Origin of the sequence: Mitsuaria chitosanitabida ATCC BAA-476 = NBRC 102408 (genome assembly GCF_001598255.1) — a bacterium.
In the GTDB taxonomy this organism is placed as follows: Bacteria; Pseudomonadota; Gammaproteobacteria; order Burkholderiales; family Burkholderiaceae_C; genus Roseateles; species Roseateles chitosanitabidus.
On record NZ_BCYP01000038.1, the window covers coordinates 44629 to 58775 of the forward strand.

The window sequence follows — 14147 nt, forward strand, 5'->3', positions numbered from 1 at the left end:
GCCCTTCCTCAGCGACCGATCGAGTCGTCCAGCACCAGGCGCTCGACGACCTGGCCGTTCTTCAGATGGCTCTCGACGATCTCGTCGATGTCGGCCTTGTCCACGAAGGAGTACCAGACCGCCTCGGGATACACGACCGCGACCGGGCCCCCGGCGCAACGGTCCAGGCAGCCCGCCTTGTTGACCCGCACGCCGCCCTTGCCGGCGAGCTTCTCGGCCTTGACGCGCTGCTTGCAGTGGTCGAAGGCCTCCTGCGCACCGTGCTGGGCGCAGGCGTTCTCGTTCTCGCGCTGGTTCAGGCAGAAGAAGATGTGGCGTTGGTAGTAGCTGGGGGAGCTCATCGGGCGATTGTAGTTTCAGGGTTTCCACCAAGCGCCGGATCGTGCGCTTCTTCACGATCGACGGGCGAAGGCGAAGCCGCAGCTTGAGGCGGCGATGACGTCGGCGTCGCGGGCGGGGAGGTCGGTGGGGACGTCGGCGGCGTCGGTGGGGGATCGCTCTGCGTCACGCCGTAGAGCAGCCAGGCCAGCGCGGCGAAGGGCCACACCCAGCCCACCCACTGCGCCAGCCCGTACATGTTGACGAAGCGCCCCTGCTCCCAGAACTGCAGGCTCTCGGTGAGGTAGGGATCCGAGGGCGCCTCGGCCACCAGGGCGATCAGCGCGGTCAGCACGACTAAGCCCCAGGCGGCGCTCGCGCGGCGTGACATCAGGGCGGCCAGCAACGCCAGCACCCCGCCGATGGCCAGGCCCGGCGTGGTCGTCGGCGTCAGCCAGGCCCAGGCGTGATCGGGGCCGAAGTTCAGCAGCGTGGACCAGGCCGTCGACAGGATGCCCAGCAGCAAGGCGCCCAGCACCAGCAGGATCCGGCGACGCCCGGGTCGCGCGACCGACAGCGCCAGCAGGCAGGGCGCCAGCAGGCCCATCGCGATGGCGATGGCCTCGAGGCCGGGCGGCAGGGGGAGGTCGTCGGGCAGGTCGCGGGGGACCAGTTCCCACGGGGTGTCAGCGAGCAGCAGCTCGGCCCATTCGCGCAGCCGCGGGAAGAGCTGCCCCAGTCCCAGCGGCAGCGGCGCCGGATAGAGCAGCCCGATCGGCCACAGCGCCAGCAAGGCCAGCGCGCCCGCGCTGTGCGGCACGAACCAGCGCTCGCGCCAGCCATCCCAGCGCTCCAGGCCGCCGAAGCGGTACAGCGCCCAGCCGCACAGCGCGCCGGCCCAGGCCCCGCCGCTGTTGAGCAGGAAGTCCGCCAGCGAAGGCACGCGGCCGGGCAGGAAGTACTGCAGCGTCTCCATCGAGAACGACAGCAGCGGCAGCCCGACCACCGCCAGCACCAGCGCGCGCCAGAGCCCGCCGCCGCTGCGGATCACCGCCGCGAAGCACAGCAGCCCCAGCGGCCAGTAGCCGACGACGTTGATCCAGATGTCGAACTTGCCCCAGTAGCGCGGCCAGGGCAGGCCGACCACGCCGGGCCAGGGCAGGCTCGGAGGGAGCCGCCAGGGCCAGAAGGGGTAGAGGCTGGCGTAGACGACCAGCACGGCGTAGCACAAGGCCAGCCAGGTGGCGGAGCTGCGCCGGCTCATCGTGTCGTCAGATCGGCTTGACGACCACCAGGATCACGATGGCCGCGAACAGCAGCACCGAGACCTCGTTGAACACGCGGTACCACTTGTGGCTGCGGCGATTGGCCATGAGCTCGAAGCGGCGCAGCATCGCGCGGCACATGTGGTGGTAGCCGATCACCAGCACCACCAGGGCCAGCTTGGCATGCATCCAGCCGTTGCCCGGGCCGCGGCCGATGCCGTAGTACAGCCACAGCGTCAGCCCGAAGAGCAGCGCCAGCACCATGAGCATCGAGCTGAAGCGGTAGAGCTTCAGGCCCATGAGCAAGAGGCGCTCGCGCTCGGCGTGGCTGTCCTGCGGGACCATCGCCAGATTGACGAAGATGCGGGGAAGGTAGAAGAGGCCGGCGAACCACGCGGCGACGAAGATGATGTGTAGCGCTTTGATCCAGAGCATCGCGGCATTATGGACGGCGCGAAAAAAAACCCCGGCTTCACAGCCGGGGTTGGAAAGCCTTATCGCTGTCATCACGTTAAGGCTCCTGCTCAGGGAGGAAAAGCAGGGAATGACAACCGAGCGGCTATCATTCAGGAGCGACTTTAACAGATCTGCCGAATTTCGGAATCTACGTCCTTCCACGTAGCGCCCCCCCATCCCGGTGGTATTTCTCGAAACCCATGCAACTGCCTGCCCCCCATCCCCTGAGCCGTCCGCGCCGTCTGCGCCGTGACGCCTTCACCCGCGCGCTGGTCCGCGAACACCGCCTCCACGCCAACGACCTCATCTACCCCGTCTTCGTCCACGAGGGCGAGAACCGCGTCGAACCGATCGCCTCCATGCCCGGCGTCTCGCGCCTGAGCCTGGACAAGCTGATCCCGGTGGCCGAGGAATGCGTCGAGCTGGGCATCCCGGTGCTGGCGCTGTTCCCGGCGATCGACCCGGCGCTGAAGACGCCCGACGGCATCGAGGCGACGAACCCCGACGGCCTGATCCCGCGCGTGGTGCGCGCGCTCAAGGAGCGCGTCCCCGGCCTGGGCGTGCTGACCGACGTCGCGCTGGACCCGTACACCAGCCACGGCCAGGACGGGGTGCTCGACGAGCAGGGCTACATCCTGAACGACCGTACCGTCGAGCTGCTCAAGGCGCAGGCGCTGGTCCAGGCCCAGGCGGGCGTGGACATCGTCGCCCCCAGCGACATGATGGACGGCCGCATCGGCGCGATCCGCGAGGCGCTCGAGGCCGACAGCCACATCCACACGCGGATCATGGCGTACAGCGCCAAGTACGCCAGCGCCTTCTACGGCCCGTTCCGCGACGCCGTGGGCTCGCGCACGAATCTGGGCAAGGCCGACAAGAAGACCTACCAGATGGACCCGGGCAACACCGACGAGGCCCTGCGCGAGGTCGGCCTGGACCTGGCCGAGGGCGCCGACATGGTGATGGTCAAGCCCGGCATGCCTTACCTGGACATCGTGCGCCGCGTGAAGGACGAGTTCCGCGTCCCCACCTTCGCCTACCAGGTCAGCGGCGAGTACGCCATGATCAAGGCCGCCGCCGCCAACGGCTGGCTGGACCACGACGCGGTGATGATGGAAGCGCTGCTCGCGTTCAAGCGCGCCGGCGCCGACGGCATCCTGACCTACTTCGCGATGGACGCCGCCCGCCTGATCAAGGCCGGCGCCTGACCGGGGCGCTCGCCCCGCGGCACGCCCCCTGCCCTTCCGGACGCATGCGCATCTTCCATCTCGGCGACAGCCTCTACGAAGAACTCGCGACCCTGCCCGAGGCGCTCCCCGCCGAGGGCTTCCTCTGGATCGGCCTGCCGCGGCGGGAATTCGAGCTGCAGCTCGCGACTTTGCAGCAGCGGCTGCAGCGCTGGACCGGCGCGCAGCTGCTGGACCTGCATGTGTCCGACCTGATGAACCAGCAGCTGCCCTCGCACTTCGACTACACCAGCTGGTATGACCTCATGGTCTTCCGCCGGCTGGCGACGATGGCCGGCAGTCAGCACACCATGGCCGACGAGGAGCCCCACCGCCCCGCCGCGGTCGAGGAGGCCCTCAAGTCCATCGACACCAGCCCGGTCGGCTTCGCCGTCTTCGACCGCGTGCTGATCACGGTGCATCCCGGCGAATGCGCGCTGCGCGACTACTTCGCCAGCAAGCTGGGCGCGCAGCAGGAGGGCCGCGATCTGCGCGGCTCCACGCGGCTGCCCACCAGTCCGGCGGAGCTGATGCTGCGGATGGTCAACCACATGGTGGACAGCTACCTGGACCTGCGGCGCCTGCTGACGCGTCAGCTGACCGCGCTGCAGAACCTGCTGCTGGATCGGCGCGGGCATTTCCGCGACTGGACGGTGGTGCTGCTGGCGCGGGACACGCTCTCGCGCCTGGAGGACCTCTGCGAGGACCAGCGCAGCGCGGTACAGGAATGGATCGACGCGCTGGGCGAATGGCCGGTCGGCGACGCCCATGCGGAGCGCGAGCGCGAGCTCTTGCGGGTCCGCTCTCGGGACGTGCTCGAGCACGTGGAGCGGGTGCTGTCGCATGTGCGGCGGCTGGAGACCTCGGCGGAGACCTCGGTGCAGATGCACTTCTCGCTGACGGGCGAGCGCACCAACAACATCATGCGGACGCTGACGGTGCTGACCGCCATCTTCCTGCCGTTGAACCTGATCACCGGCATCTTCGGCATGAACTTCGACACCCTGCCGCTGATCCACCGGGCCACCGGTTTCTGGATCGCCGCGGGCCTGATGCTGGTGCTGGCGATCGCGCTGGGCGCCTTCTTCTGGCGCAAGCGCTACCTCGGCACGCAGCAATGAAAAAGCGCGCCGAGCGGCGCGCTTGACCGTCCGGGCCCGATCGCCGTCAGCGCTTCCTGGCCGAGGCCTTCTTGGCGACGGATTTCTTGGCGACAGGCGTGGCCTTCGCCTTCGCCTTTGTCGTTGCCTTCGCATACGGATCGGCGAAGCCCAGTTCGAGCATGATCTCGGTCTCGCGCGCCTCCATGAACTCGGCCTCGTCGTCTTCCTCGTGGTCGTAGCCCTGCGCGTGCAAGGTGCCGTGGACCAGCATGTGCGCGTAATGCGCGGCCAGGTCCAGGCCCATCTCCTTGGCTTCGCGCTCGACGACCTCGGCACAGATCACCAGATCCGCGGCGACCACCGGCTCATGCGCATAGTCGAAGGTCAGCACGTTGGTCGCGTAGTCCTTGGCGCGGTACTCGTTGTTGAGCGACCGCCCCTCCTCCGCGTCGACGATGCGCACGGTCATCTCGCCGGGCAGCTCCAGCGCGGCGCGCATCCAGCGGATGACCTTGTGACGCGGGAGCTCCGCCTTGTGGCGAGGATCCGCGAATTGCAGCGAGAGGCTCAGTTCGGGACGGCTCATCGTGCGGCTCCCTTCCGGGTGGCGGGCTTGCGCGCCGCGGGCTTGGCGACGGCCTTCGCCGCCGCCTTCTTCGCGGGCACCTTCTTGGCGGTCGGCGCTTTCGCGATCGGCTTCTTCGCCGTCGCGGGCTTCGTGGCCACCGGCTTCGGGCTCGGCTTGGCGACGGTCTTCGATGCCGTCTTCTTCACGACAGCCCCTTTCACGGCGGGCTTCTTCGCCGCGGGCTTCGCGACAGCTCTTGCGATCGGCGCCGCCGGGGCGATCGGCCGTTCGTCGAAACGCAGGGCCTGCTCGCGCAGCACCAGCGCGCGCAGCCGGCGCTCCTCGCGCTCCTCGGAGAAGCGGGCCTCGCGTTCCTGCTGCTCGCGGGCCTCCTCCTCGGCCTGCGCTTCCGCGCGGGTCTCGTAGGCCTGGACGATGCGCGCCACCAGCGGATGCCGCACCACGTCCGCACGCGTGAAGCGCGTGATCGCGATGCCATCGACGCCGTCCAGCACCTGCTCCGCATCGACCAGTCCGCTGGCCATGCCGCGCGGCAGGTCGATCTGGCTGGTGTCGCCGGTCACCACGCACTTGCTGCCGAAGCCGATGCGGGTGAGGAACATCTTCATCTGCTCGGGCGTCGTGTTCTGCGCCTCGTCCAGGATGACGAAGGCGTGATTCAGCGTCCGGCCGCGCATGAAGGCCAGCGGCGCGATCTCCAGCTGGCCCTTCTCGAAGGCCTTGGTCACGCGGTCGAAGCCGAGCAGGTCGTAGAGCGCGTCGTACAGCGGGCGCAGATAGGGGTCGACCTTCTGCGTCAGGTCGCCGGGCAGGAAGCCCAGGCGCTCGCCGGCCTCCACGGCCGGACGCGTCAGGATGATGCGCTGCACCGACGAGCGCTCCAGCGCATCCACCGCGCAGGCCACCGCCAGGAAGGTCTTGCCCGTACCGGCCGGCCCGATGCCGAAGCTGATGTCGTGCGACAGGATGCGGCGCAGGTACTCGTGCTGGTTGGGCGTGCGGCCGGCCAGGTCGGCGCGGCGCGTGCGCAGCACGACGTGGCCCTCGGCGTCGACATCACCCGGCGCGCCGCCGGCGCGCATCGGCGCGGCCACGTCGTTGGCCGCCTCGACGATGGCCAGCCGCAGGCTCTCGCCCGGGATGGCGCGATCGGCGCGCGCGTACATCGCCTCCAGCAGGACCAGCGTCCGCTGGGCCGCGGCGCGCTCGCCCTCGATGTTGAAGTGCTCGGCGCGATGGGTGATGCGCACCGACAGGGCCGCCTCGATCTGGCGGAGATGCTCGTCCAACGGGCCGCACAGATGGGACAGGCGGCGGTTGTCGGCGGGGGTGAAAGCGTGGCGCAGGTTCAAGGCGGCACGGGCTCCGTATTCAGGGGGGTTGAGGGCGGTATTGTCGCGCGCGGACGCGCCGCGCGCTGGTCGTCACTGCACAATCGCCCCCCATGCAGCGGACCACAGAACAACAAGGGACTCCAGGGATGGACCCGCGGGAGGCGGGCCCGACCAGCACGATCGACGGATCGGTGCTCGCGCCCCGCGCGGCGCGCGGCGGCAGCAACGCCGTCGCGCTGGCCTGCGGCATCGCCGCGACGCTCGCGCTGATCGCGCCGACCTGCCTGGCGCAGGCGGCCGCCGACGCTCCCCCCGGCTCGCCGAACCGCTGGGCCCTGGTCGCCTCGCAACTGGGCTACGGCCTGCAATCGGCGCTGGTGCTGATGGCATTCGTGCTGGGTCTGCTGATCTGGCAACGCCGCGCGCAACGGCACATCGCCTGGTTGCTGGCACTGATGCCGGGCTGGGTGCTCATGGTCGGCCTGGCCCGGCTGACCCCCTGGCCGGCGGCCATCGCCGTCGTGCTCGCGCCCTGGCTGCTGTGGTGCGGCGTCCATTACCTGATGCGACGGCTGCGCCGGCGCGACCGCCGCCTGCACCGCGCGCTGCTGGCGCAGGCGGTGCTCTTCCCGATCGCGCTGCTGCTGCCCGTCCCGAGCGCGCAGATCGCCGCCTTCGCCCTGTGGTGGCTGGGTGCGCAACTGCTGATCGCGATGGCCTGGCATGTCTGGCATCTCTGGCAGGACATGTTCCTGCCCACGCTCGAGGAGCGCTATCCGCGCGCCGACTTCGCCCTGAGCTGCGGCCTGATCGGCCTGGGCGCGCTGGCCGTGCTGGCGGCCTGGCTGCTGCCGGGCAGCGGATTGGCGAGCGTCCTGGGCCCGCTGGCGCTGATCGGGATGGGGCTGCACCGCGTGCGCGACTTCGCCCGGGCGCTGACGCAATCCGAGCTGGCCGTGCTGCAAGGCGAGCTCCGCCTGCAGGAGCGCATCGCCGAGCTGGAGCGCCACTTCGACCAGGTCGCCGAGGCCAAGCTCGAGCAGGTCACCGAGCGCGAGCGCAAGCGCATCGCCGCCGACCTGCACGACGACCTGGGCGCCAAGCTGCTCACCATCGTCCACACCAGCGAATCGGACCGCATCTCCACCCTGGCCCGCGAGGCGCTGGAGGAGATGCGCCTGTCCGTGCGCGGGCTGACCGGCAAGCCGGTGGTGCTGCTGGACGCGCTGGGCGACTGGCGCGCCGAGGTGGTGTCGCGGCTGGCCCAGGCCAACATCCTGGCCGAATGGAAGTCCCCGGCCGAGGACATCGAGCACACCTTCCCCGCCCGCGCCTACGTCCAGACCACCCGCATCCTGCGGGAGTCGGTCAGCAACATCATCAAGCACTCGGGCGCGACGCACTGCGTGATCAGCTGCTCGGCGCAGGACGGCTACTTCTCGGTGGTGATCCAGGACAACGGCCAGGGCATCCCGCTGGAGCTCGAGGGTCGCCTGGACAAGGGACATGGCATGGCCAGCATGAAGGCGCGCGCCAAGCAGATGCACGGCCAGTGCCTGGTCGAGTCCGGCCCCGGCTGGGGCACGGTGATCCGCCTGACCATCCCGCTCTGATCCGCGACCACCGGCGCGGCAAGCCCGCGCCCATCGCCGATCGCGGCGGCCGGGCGCCGCCCGCGCCGGCGGGAAATGGCCCGGGGCGTGATCCATTGCCGGGCGCGCCACACTCGGGCGTTGATCGGGATGGTCAGCCCGCCCGGAAAGCCGTACCGTTGCAAACACCCGCCAGCTTTCCTGTGGCTGTCGCTTTCCTGAGCAAGAATCCCGCGCCATGAACCACATCCTGCTGCTCGAAGACATTCCCGAAATCCGCGCCTGGCTCAAGGTCCTGGTGAAACAGGTCTTCGCCAACGCGGTCGTCACCGAGTGCTCGCGCGTGCAGGACGCGCTGCAGCAGGTCAACTCGCAGCGCTTCACGCTGGCGCTGCTGGACCTGGGTCTGCCCGACGGCTCCGGCGTGGACGTGATCTCAGCGCTGCGCGAGAAGCAACCCGAAGTCCAATCCGTCATCGTCACCATCCACGACGACGACGAGCACCTCTTCCCCGCGCTGCAGGCCGGCGCCTTCGGCTACCTGCTCAAGGAACAGTCGCGCGAACTGCTCGTCGAGCAGCTTCAGCGCATCAGCCAGGGCGAGCCGCCGCTGTCTCCGTCGATCGCCCGCAAGGTCATCGCCTACTTCACCTCGCAGCGTCGCCCGCAGGCGGCGCAGGTGCTGCACGAGGTCTCGCTGACCGACCGCGAGACCGAGGTCCTGCTGCGCGTGGCCAAGGGCTTCACGCTGCCGGAGATTGGCGTGCAGCTGGGCCTGTCGCGCCACACCATCGCCGACTACGTCAAGCAGATCTACCGCAAGCTCAACGTGAGCTCGCGCGCCGAGGCCGCGCTCGAAGCGCAACGCCTGGGCCTGTTCGGCCGGAACTGAGGCAGCCCGGTCCGCCCGCGCGCGGACCCGGGAAAATACTGGACAAACATCCAGCAAAATCCGCTCGACGCCTCGCCGAACGCGGATAATCCGCGCCCATGATCGGCAAGCTCAGCGGCGTCATCGCGGAAAAATCGCCCCCGCAGGTCCTCATCGACGTGCAAGGCGTCGGCTACGAAGTCGACGTCCCCATGAGCACCTTCTTCAACCTGCCGGGCCTCGGTGAGAAGACCTCGCTGCTGACCCACCTGAGCATCCGCGAGGACGCCCACGTCCTCTTCGGCTTCCTCACCGCCGAGGAACGCAACACCTTCCGCCTGCTGATCAAGATCAGCGGCGTCGGCCCGAAGATGGCGCTGTCCCTGCTGTCGGGCATGTCGGTGGGCGACCTGGCACAGACCGTCGCGAAGCAGGAAGCCGGCCGCCTGGTGAAGGTGCCCGGCATCGGCAAGAAGACCGCGGAGCGTCTGCTGCTGGAGCTCAAGGGCAAGCTCAGCCCGGATCTGGCGCTGCCGGTCTCGGTGGCCAACGACGCGCAGGCCGACATCCTGCAGGCGCTGGTCGCCCTGGGCTACAGCGAGAAGGAAGCGGGCACCGCGCTCAAGTCCCTGCCGCCGGATGTCGGTGTCAGCGAGGGCATCAAGCTCGCGATGAAGCACCTGTCGTGACCCGCCGCGCGCCGCCGCACAATCCCTCGCCATGAGCATCCAGACCGACGACTTCACCCCGCGCCCGCAGCAGGCACGGCTGATCAGCGCGCAGCCGGCCTCGCCCAACGAGGACGCGATCGAACGCGCGTTGCGGCCCAAGCTGCTCGACGAGTACGTCGGCCAGGCGAAGGCGCGCGAGCAGCTGGAGATCTTCATCGGTGCCGCGAAGAAGCGCGGCGAGGCGCTCGATCACGTGCTGCTCTTCGGCCCGCCCGGCCTGGGCAAGACCACGCTGAGCCACATCGTCGCCGCCGAACTGGGCGTCAATCTGCGCCAGACCAGCGGACCGGTACTGGAGAAGCCCAAGGACCTGGCCGCCATCCTCACCAACCTCGAGCGCAACGACGTGCTCTTCATCGACGAGATCCACCGGCTCTCGCCCGTCGTCGAGGAAATCCTGTATCCGGCGCTCGAGGACTACCAGATCGACATCATGATCGGCGAGGGCCCGGCGGCGCGCTCGATCAAGCTGGACCTGCAGCCTTTCACCCTGGTCGGCGCGACCACGCGGGCCGGCATGCTGACCAACCCGCTGCGCGATCGCTTCGGCATCGTGGCGCGGCTGGAGTTCTACACCTCGGAGGAGCTGCAGCGCATCGTGACGCGCTCGGCCCAGCTGCTGGGCGCGGCCATCGAGCCGGCCGGCGCGCTGGAAGTGGCGCGGCGCTCGCGCGGCACGCCGCGGATCGCCAACCGGCTGCTGCGCCGGGTGCGCGACTACGCCGAGGTGAAGGCCGACGGCACCATCACCCGCACGATCGCGGAGAAGGCCCTGGCCATGCTGGACGTCGATCCGCTGGGCTTCGACCTGATGGACCGCAAGCTGCTGGAGGCGGTGGTGCACCGCTTCGACGGCGGCCCGGTCGGGCTGGACAACGTGGCGGCCGCCATCGGCGAGGAGCCCGGCACCATCGAGGACGTGATCGAGCCCTACCTGATCCAGCAAGGCTTCCTGCAGCGCACGCCGCGGGGACGCATCGCGACGCTGGCCGCGTACCGGCACCTGGGCGTCGCCCCGCCCAAGCAGGCGGGGCAGTTGTTCGACGAATAGGCTGGGGTCTCAGCGAGCGGGCCATGCGGGCCCGCCCATCGATGCCTTCACCGTCGGCCGCGGTGGCGCCGCCCATGAACGCGACAGGCCAAAGAAAAAGGCGCTCCGAAGAGCGCCTTTGTCGTTCCTGATCCGGAGGATCAGAAGTTGTGGCGAACGCCCAGAGCGAAGGAGTTCAGGTCGTCGCGCTTGTTGGCCGTGGTCGCATCGACCGCCGTGTAGAAGGCGTAGACCTTGGTGCGCTTGCTCAGGTTGTAGTTGTAGGCCAGCGTGTACTGCTTGCCGCCGTTGCGACCACCGTTGAACGAGTAGGCGCCGGCCTTGGTGCCGCCGACGTTCAGGTGGAATTCCGACTGGCCCAGCGTGTACATCACGGCGGCACGGCCGATCCAGCGCGCGTCCTTCACGCCTGCGGGCGCGTTGCCCGCTTCTTCGCGCTGCGCGTAGCCGCCGAAGGTGAAGGCGCCCAGTTCGTACAGGCCGCGGATCGCGTACTGCTTGGCCGGGCCTTGCTTGCTGTAGCCGGCGCCCAGGTGCATCGGGCCCTGGTCGTAGTTCAGCGCGACGTCGTAGCCACGGGGATCCACGCCCTCGCCGGCGTGCACGGTGAACTCACCGTTGAAGCCGTTGATGTTGGGGGTGAAGTAGCCGACCTTGTTGGTCTGCGTGAAGCCGGCGCCGGAGTACAGCTTGTCTTCCGAGGTGCCGGTGTCGTGGTTGTGCATCGACACGTAGTCGGCGGTGGCGTAGTACGAGCCCGGGGTCCAGCGGCCCAGACGGATCGCGCCGAAGTCGTTGCTGCCGATCTGCACGCTGGCTTCACGGTTCCAGAACGCGGGGTTGGTCTGCTTGCCGTCGTCGGAGTTCAGGCCGTGTTCCAGCGCGAAGCTGGCCTTCAGACCGCCGCCCAGGTCTTCGGTGCCCTTGAAGCCCAGACGCGAGTTGTTGTTGATCACGGAGGCGACGCGGTCGCCGTTGCCGGTCTTGATGCTCTCGACCGAGGTGTTCAGTCGGCCCCACAGCGTGACCGAGCTCTGGGCGAAAACGGGAGCGGAGAGCGCCGCGATGGCAGCTGCAATGGCAATCTTTTTCATGTCCACCTTCGTGTGTTGGAGGTTTCGGCCAGGTAAATCTGGCGCTTCGGGCGTTGGGTGTACTGCAGGGTGTGCGGAGTATAGAAGTGCGATGCACGCCCCCATGACGCCCGACGCGAAATCGCAACAGTTCCCCGTTAGGGGTGTCCCCGGGTGGACGACGAGGGACTTGGAGTGAGCAGGCGCGCGGTCAGCGCCTGGCCGGCGAGCAGCCCGGCGAGCACGCCCAGCTGGGCCATGGGCCCGAGCCGGTGCGCGTTCCAGAGGAACAGCGCGACCCCGCCCAGCAGCGCCACGAAGAGCGCCGCCGCGGCGATCCGGTGCGAGGACGGGACCGGCGGGTCGAATAGCGGCCGGGCCCGCGGGTCGTAGCCGGGCGCTATGCGGGCGCCGACGCCGGGCTCCCAGTGGGCCGGCTCCCACCACAACCGCAGCTTGTCGCGCCAGCGCGGCGTCCGGCGGGCCTTGCGCAGCAGCTTGGCATAGACCTGCACGTTGGCGGTCCACGGATCCCAGCTGGCGAGCGCGTCACGCGTGCCGTAGACGCAGGGCTCGCGCTCGAGCTCCTCCTGGAACGAACCGAACATCCGGTCCCAGATCACGAGGATCCCGCCGTAGTTGCGGTCGAGATAGGGGTCGTTGACGGCGTGATGCACGCGGTGGTTGGACGGCGAGCAGAACCAGCGGTCGAACCAGCCCAGCCGCCCGACCTGCTGGGTGTGGACCCAGAACTGGTAGAGCAGGTCGACCAGCGCCACCACCGCGAAGACCAACGGCGGGAAGCCGAGGATGGCCATCGGGAGGTAGAAGATCCACCCGACCAGCCAGCCGCTGCCGGTCTGGCGCAGCGCGGTGGACAGGTTGTAGTCCTCGCTCTGATGGTGCACCGCGTGCGCCGCCCACAGCAGCGCGGTCGTGTGGCCGAGGCGGTGATGCCAGTAGTAGAGGAAGTCGTAGAGCAGCAGCCCGGTCAGCCAGACCCACCAGGCGCCGGCGTCCAGCCGCATCAGCGCGGCCCGCTCGAAGACCCAGGTGTAGATGCCCAGCGTGAACAGCTTGGTCAGCACGCCCACCACCTGACTGAGCATGCCCAGGGCGATGCTGCTGACCGCGTCGTTGAGTCGATAGGTGTCGCGGCCTCGGCGCACGCCGATCCAGTACTCCAGCCCGATCAGGGCGAAGAACACCGGCGTCGCCAGCACGATGATCTGTGCGTCGGTCATGGGTCTCCTCCAGGGGCGCTCGATGCGGCGCCTCCATTCAGCTCGTCGGTCGTCCGCGCCACGCGCCTCGCCCGCCCCTCCTCGGGGAACGGGAGCGGGCTCGCGCCCTTGTCGGTCCCGCTGGAGGCGGGTGGACGTCAGGGCGTCGCGGCCCTCAGGCCTTCGCGGTCTGCGACGCGGAAGGCATGAAGCCCGGCACGCCCGGATCGTCCAGCGTCAGGCCGTGCAGATGCTGGTCGTCGTTCCAGCCCACCAGCGTGAAGCCCTGCGGCGAATACAGCAGGCGGTTGACGCTCGCATTGCCCAGCACCCAGCTGCGCGGCGCCTGCAGGTCGATGCGGGTCGCGGCGCGATAGAGCGCATCCAGCACGCCGCCATGCGCCACGACCGCGATCGTCTGGCCCGCGTGGGCGGCGGCCAGCTCCGACACCACGGCGACGACGCGCGCGGACAGCTGATCCAGGCTCTCGCCGCCGGGCGGCCCGAAGCTCGGATCGCGACGGCGCCAGCGCAGCGCGTCCTCGGGAGATTCGGCCTCGATCTCGGTCCAGAGCTTGCCCTCATGGATGCCGAAGGCGCGTTCGCGCAGCCGCTGATCGAGCCGCACCTCGAGGCCGTGCGGCGCCGCCAGATGGCGCGCGGTGACCGCGGCGCGATCCAGGTCGCTCGAGTAGATCGCGTCGATGGGCTGGTCGGCGAGCGCGGCGCCGAGGCGCTCGGCCTGGCGCTCGCCCAAGGCGTTCAACGGCAGATTCAGGTGGCCTTGAAGCCGGCCCTCGCGATTCCAGGCGGTCTCGCCATGGCGGATCGCCAGGATCAGCGTGGGGTCGGTGGCGGCGCCGATCGCGGCGCGCCCGGCGTCATCCGCGGGCGCGAGGCTGGCAGGGCTGGCGGACATCGGGGTCGTCGGGCTGGCCGTCATTCAGACGCCCCAGGCCACGTCGGTGCCGGCGGCCTGGGCGGCGCGCATCAACTCCAGCAGCGGCCACAGGCGCTGGCGCAGCATCACCTCGGGTTGCGGCGGCGGCTTGCGGCCTTCGGCCTCGGCGTCCTTGACGGCGCGCTCGTGGGCCGACTGCTCGTCAGCGATCGCGGCGTCGCCGCGCGCGATCAGCGCCGGCAGGTCGCCGGCCTGGAAGATGCCCTGGGCGGACGGACTGCGGCCCAGCGCTTGGAGCGCCTGGTCGCCGTGGGCGGCCAACATGATCACATCGGCGCCGGCCTTCGACTTGAACTTGTACAGCACGCGGGTCTCCCGGCCGTCGACTGCGGCCAAGCGCGCATTGTGCCGCCG

General features: G+C 69.4%; 14 protein-coding genes and 1 pseudogene. 6 read left to right on the plus strand and 9 right to left on the minus strand.

Annotated elements, in window-relative coordinates; translation table 11 throughout:
* Positions 1-8: 8 nt before the first annotated feature.
* Genes MCHT01_RS22780 through MCHT01_RS22790 form a run of 3 tightly spaced genes read right to left on the minus strand, consistent with a single transcriptional unit; the run spans position 9 to position 2018 of the window.
* A complete protein-coding gene (locus MCHT01_RS22780) occupies positions 9-341 on the minus strand; it encodes a (2Fe-2S) ferredoxin domain-containing protein (protein ID WP_067069218.1) in 333 nt (110 codons plus the stop codon).
* A complete protein-coding gene (locus MCHT01_RS22785; protein WP_084453251.1) occupies positions 338-1582 on the minus strand; it encodes a VanZ family protein in 1245 nt (414 codons plus the stop codon). Before MCHT01_RS22785 ends, MCHT01_RS22780 begins: the two co-directional genes overlap by 4 nt.
* 7 nt (positions 1583-1589) lie before the next feature.
* Positions 1590-2018, minus strand: coding sequence for a CopD family protein (locus MCHT01_RS22790; RefSeq protein ID WP_067069221.1), 429 nt, complete (start codon positions 2016-2018; stop codon positions 1590-1592).
* A gap of 221 nt (positions 2019-2239) precedes the next feature.
* Here MCHT01_RS22790 and hemB point away from each other — a divergent pair, with 221 nt between their 5' ends.
* Entirely contained in the window at positions 2240-3247 is a 1008-nt protein-coding gene (gene hemB / locus MCHT01_RS22795; protein WP_067069224.1) for a porphobilinogen synthase, read from the plus strand.
* Between the two features lie 44 nt (positions 3248-3291).
* Positions 3292-4386, plus strand: a complete 1095-nt coding sequence (locus tag MCHT01_RS22800) for a magnesium transporter CorA family protein (RefSeq protein WP_067069225.1) — start codon at positions 3292-3294, stop codon at positions 4384-4386.
* Between the two features lie 46 nt (positions 4387-4432).
* On the opposite strand, the gene ybeY is transcribed toward MCHT01_RS22800, so the two are convergent.
* The gene (ybeY, locus tag MCHT01_RS22805) at positions 4433-4954 is read right to left on the minus strand and encodes an rRNA maturation RNase YbeY (protein ID WP_084453252.1); all 522 of its coding nucleotides are present in this window, start codon (positions 4952-4954) and stop codon (positions 4433-4435) included.
* 380 nt (positions 4955-5334) lie between these two features.
* Positions 5335-6309: pseudogene (locus tag MCHT01_RS22810) on the minus strand (PhoH family protein); the annotation flags it as partial.
* A 128-nt stretch (positions 6310-6437) separates the two neighbouring features.
* Between MCHT01_RS22810 and MCHT01_RS22815 the strand changes: the two are divergent.
* The 4 genes from MCHT01_RS22815 to ruvB all read left to right on the plus strand — a co-directional run bounded on the left by MCHT01_RS22815 (position 6438) and on the right by ruvB (position 10536).
* On the plus strand, positions 6438-7904 hold the full coding sequence (locus MCHT01_RS22815) for an ATP-binding protein (RefSeq protein ID WP_067069228.1): 1467 nt from the start codon (positions 6438-6440) through the stop codon (positions 7902-7904).
* Between the two features lie 217 nt (positions 7905-8121).
* Positions 8122-8775, plus strand: coding sequence for a response regulator (locus MCHT01_RS22820; RefSeq protein ID WP_067069232.1), 654 nt, complete (start codon positions 8122-8124; stop codon positions 8773-8775).
* Positions 8776-8873: 98 nt separating this feature from the next.
* Entirely contained in the window at positions 8874-9443 is a 570-nt protein-coding gene (ruvA, locus tag MCHT01_RS22825) for a Holliday junction branch migration protein RuvA (RefSeq protein ID WP_067069233.1), read from the plus strand.
* A 31-nt stretch (positions 9444-9474) separates the two neighbouring features.
* A complete protein-coding gene (ruvB, locus tag MCHT01_RS22830) occupies positions 9475-10536 on the plus strand; it encodes a Holliday junction branch migration DNA helicase RuvB (RefSeq protein ID WP_067069236.1) in 1062 nt (353 codons plus the stop codon).
* Between the two features lie 140 nt (positions 10537-10676).
* Here the strand turns inward: ruvB and MCHT01_RS22835 are convergent, their stop codons facing one another.
* From MCHT01_RS22835 to MCHT01_RS22850, 4 genes are all read right to left on the minus strand, one after another.
* Positions 10677-11630 (minus strand): porin, encoded by a 954-nt coding sequence (locus tag MCHT01_RS22835; RefSeq protein ID WP_067069238.1) that lies wholly within the window; start codon positions 11628-11630, stop codon positions 10677-10679.
* Positions 11631-11767: 137 nt separating this feature from the next.
* Entirely contained in the window at positions 11768-12853 is a 1086-nt protein-coding gene (locus tag MCHT01_RS22840; protein ID WP_067069241.1) for a sterol desaturase family protein, read from the minus strand.
* Between the two features lie 154 nt (positions 12854-13007).
* Positions 13008-13751 carry a histidine phosphatase family protein gene (locus tag MCHT01_RS22845; protein ID WP_084453254.1) on the minus strand — a complete coding sequence of 248 codons (744 nt, stop codon included), beginning with the start codon at positions 13749-13751 and terminating at the stop codon, positions 13008-13010.
* 24 nt (positions 13752-13775) lie between these two features.
* Positions 13776-14129: a DUF1840 domain-containing protein gene (locus MCHT01_RS22850; protein WP_245643567.1), complete on the minus strand. Its 354-nt coding sequence runs from the start codon at positions 14127-14129 to the stop codon at positions 13776-13778.
* Between the last annotated feature and the right edge of the window lie 18 nt (positions 14130-14147).

What these genes read in the sequence shown, in the direction of transcription:
- MCHT01_RS22815 (WP_067069228.1), top strand. Translation starts at nt 6,438, where the DNA reads ATGGACCCGCGGGAGGCGGGCCCGACCAGCACGATCGACGGATCGGTG.
- MCHT01_RS22780 (WP_067069218.1), bottom strand. Translation starts at nt 341, where the DNA reads ATGAGCTCCCCCAGCTACTACCAACGCCACATCTTCTTCTGCCTGAAC.
- MCHT01_RS22785 (WP_084453251.1), bottom strand. Translation starts at nt 1,582, where the DNA reads ATGAGCCGGCGCAGCTCCGCCACCTGGCTGGCCTTGTGCTACGCCGTG.
- ruvA (WP_067069233.1), top strand. Translation starts at nt 8,874, where the DNA reads ATGATCGGCAAGCTCAGCGGCGTCATCGCGGAAAAATCGCCCCCGCAG.
- ybeY (WP_084453252.1), bottom strand. Translation starts at nt 4,954, where the DNA reads ATGAGCCGTCCCGAACTGAGCCTCTCGCTGCAATTCGCGGATCCTCGC.
- MCHT01_RS22845 (WP_084453254.1), bottom strand. Translation starts at nt 13,751, where the DNA reads ATGTCCGCCAGCCCTGCCAGCCTCGCGCCCGCGGATGACGCCGGGCGC.
- MCHT01_RS22820 (WP_067069232.1), top strand. Translation starts at nt 8,122, where the DNA reads ATGAACCACATCCTGCTGCTCGAAGACATTCCCGAAATCCGCGCCTGG.
- ruvB (WP_067069236.1), top strand. Translation starts at nt 9,475, where the DNA reads ATGAGCATCCAGACCGACGACTTCACCCCGCGCCCGCAGCAGGCACGG.
- MCHT01_RS22800 (WP_067069225.1), top strand. Translation starts at nt 3,292, where the DNA reads ATGCGCATCTTCCATCTCGGCGACAGCCTCTACGAAGAACTCGCGACC.
- hemB (WP_067069224.1), top strand. Translation starts at nt 2,240, where the DNA reads ATGCAACTGCCTGCCCCCCATCCCCTGAGCCGTCCGCGCCGTCTGCGC.
- MCHT01_RS22835 (WP_067069238.1), bottom strand. Translation starts at nt 11,630, where the DNA reads ATGAAAAAGATTGCCATTGCAGCTGCCATCGCGGCGCTCTCCGCTCCC.
- MCHT01_RS22790 (WP_067069221.1), bottom strand. Translation starts at nt 2,018, where the DNA reads ATGCTCTGGATCAAAGCGCTACACATCATCTTCGTCGCCGCGTGGTTC.
- MCHT01_RS22840 (WP_067069241.1), bottom strand. Translation starts at nt 12,853, where the DNA reads ATGACCGACGCACAGATCATCGTGCTGGCGACGCCGGTGTTCTTCGCC.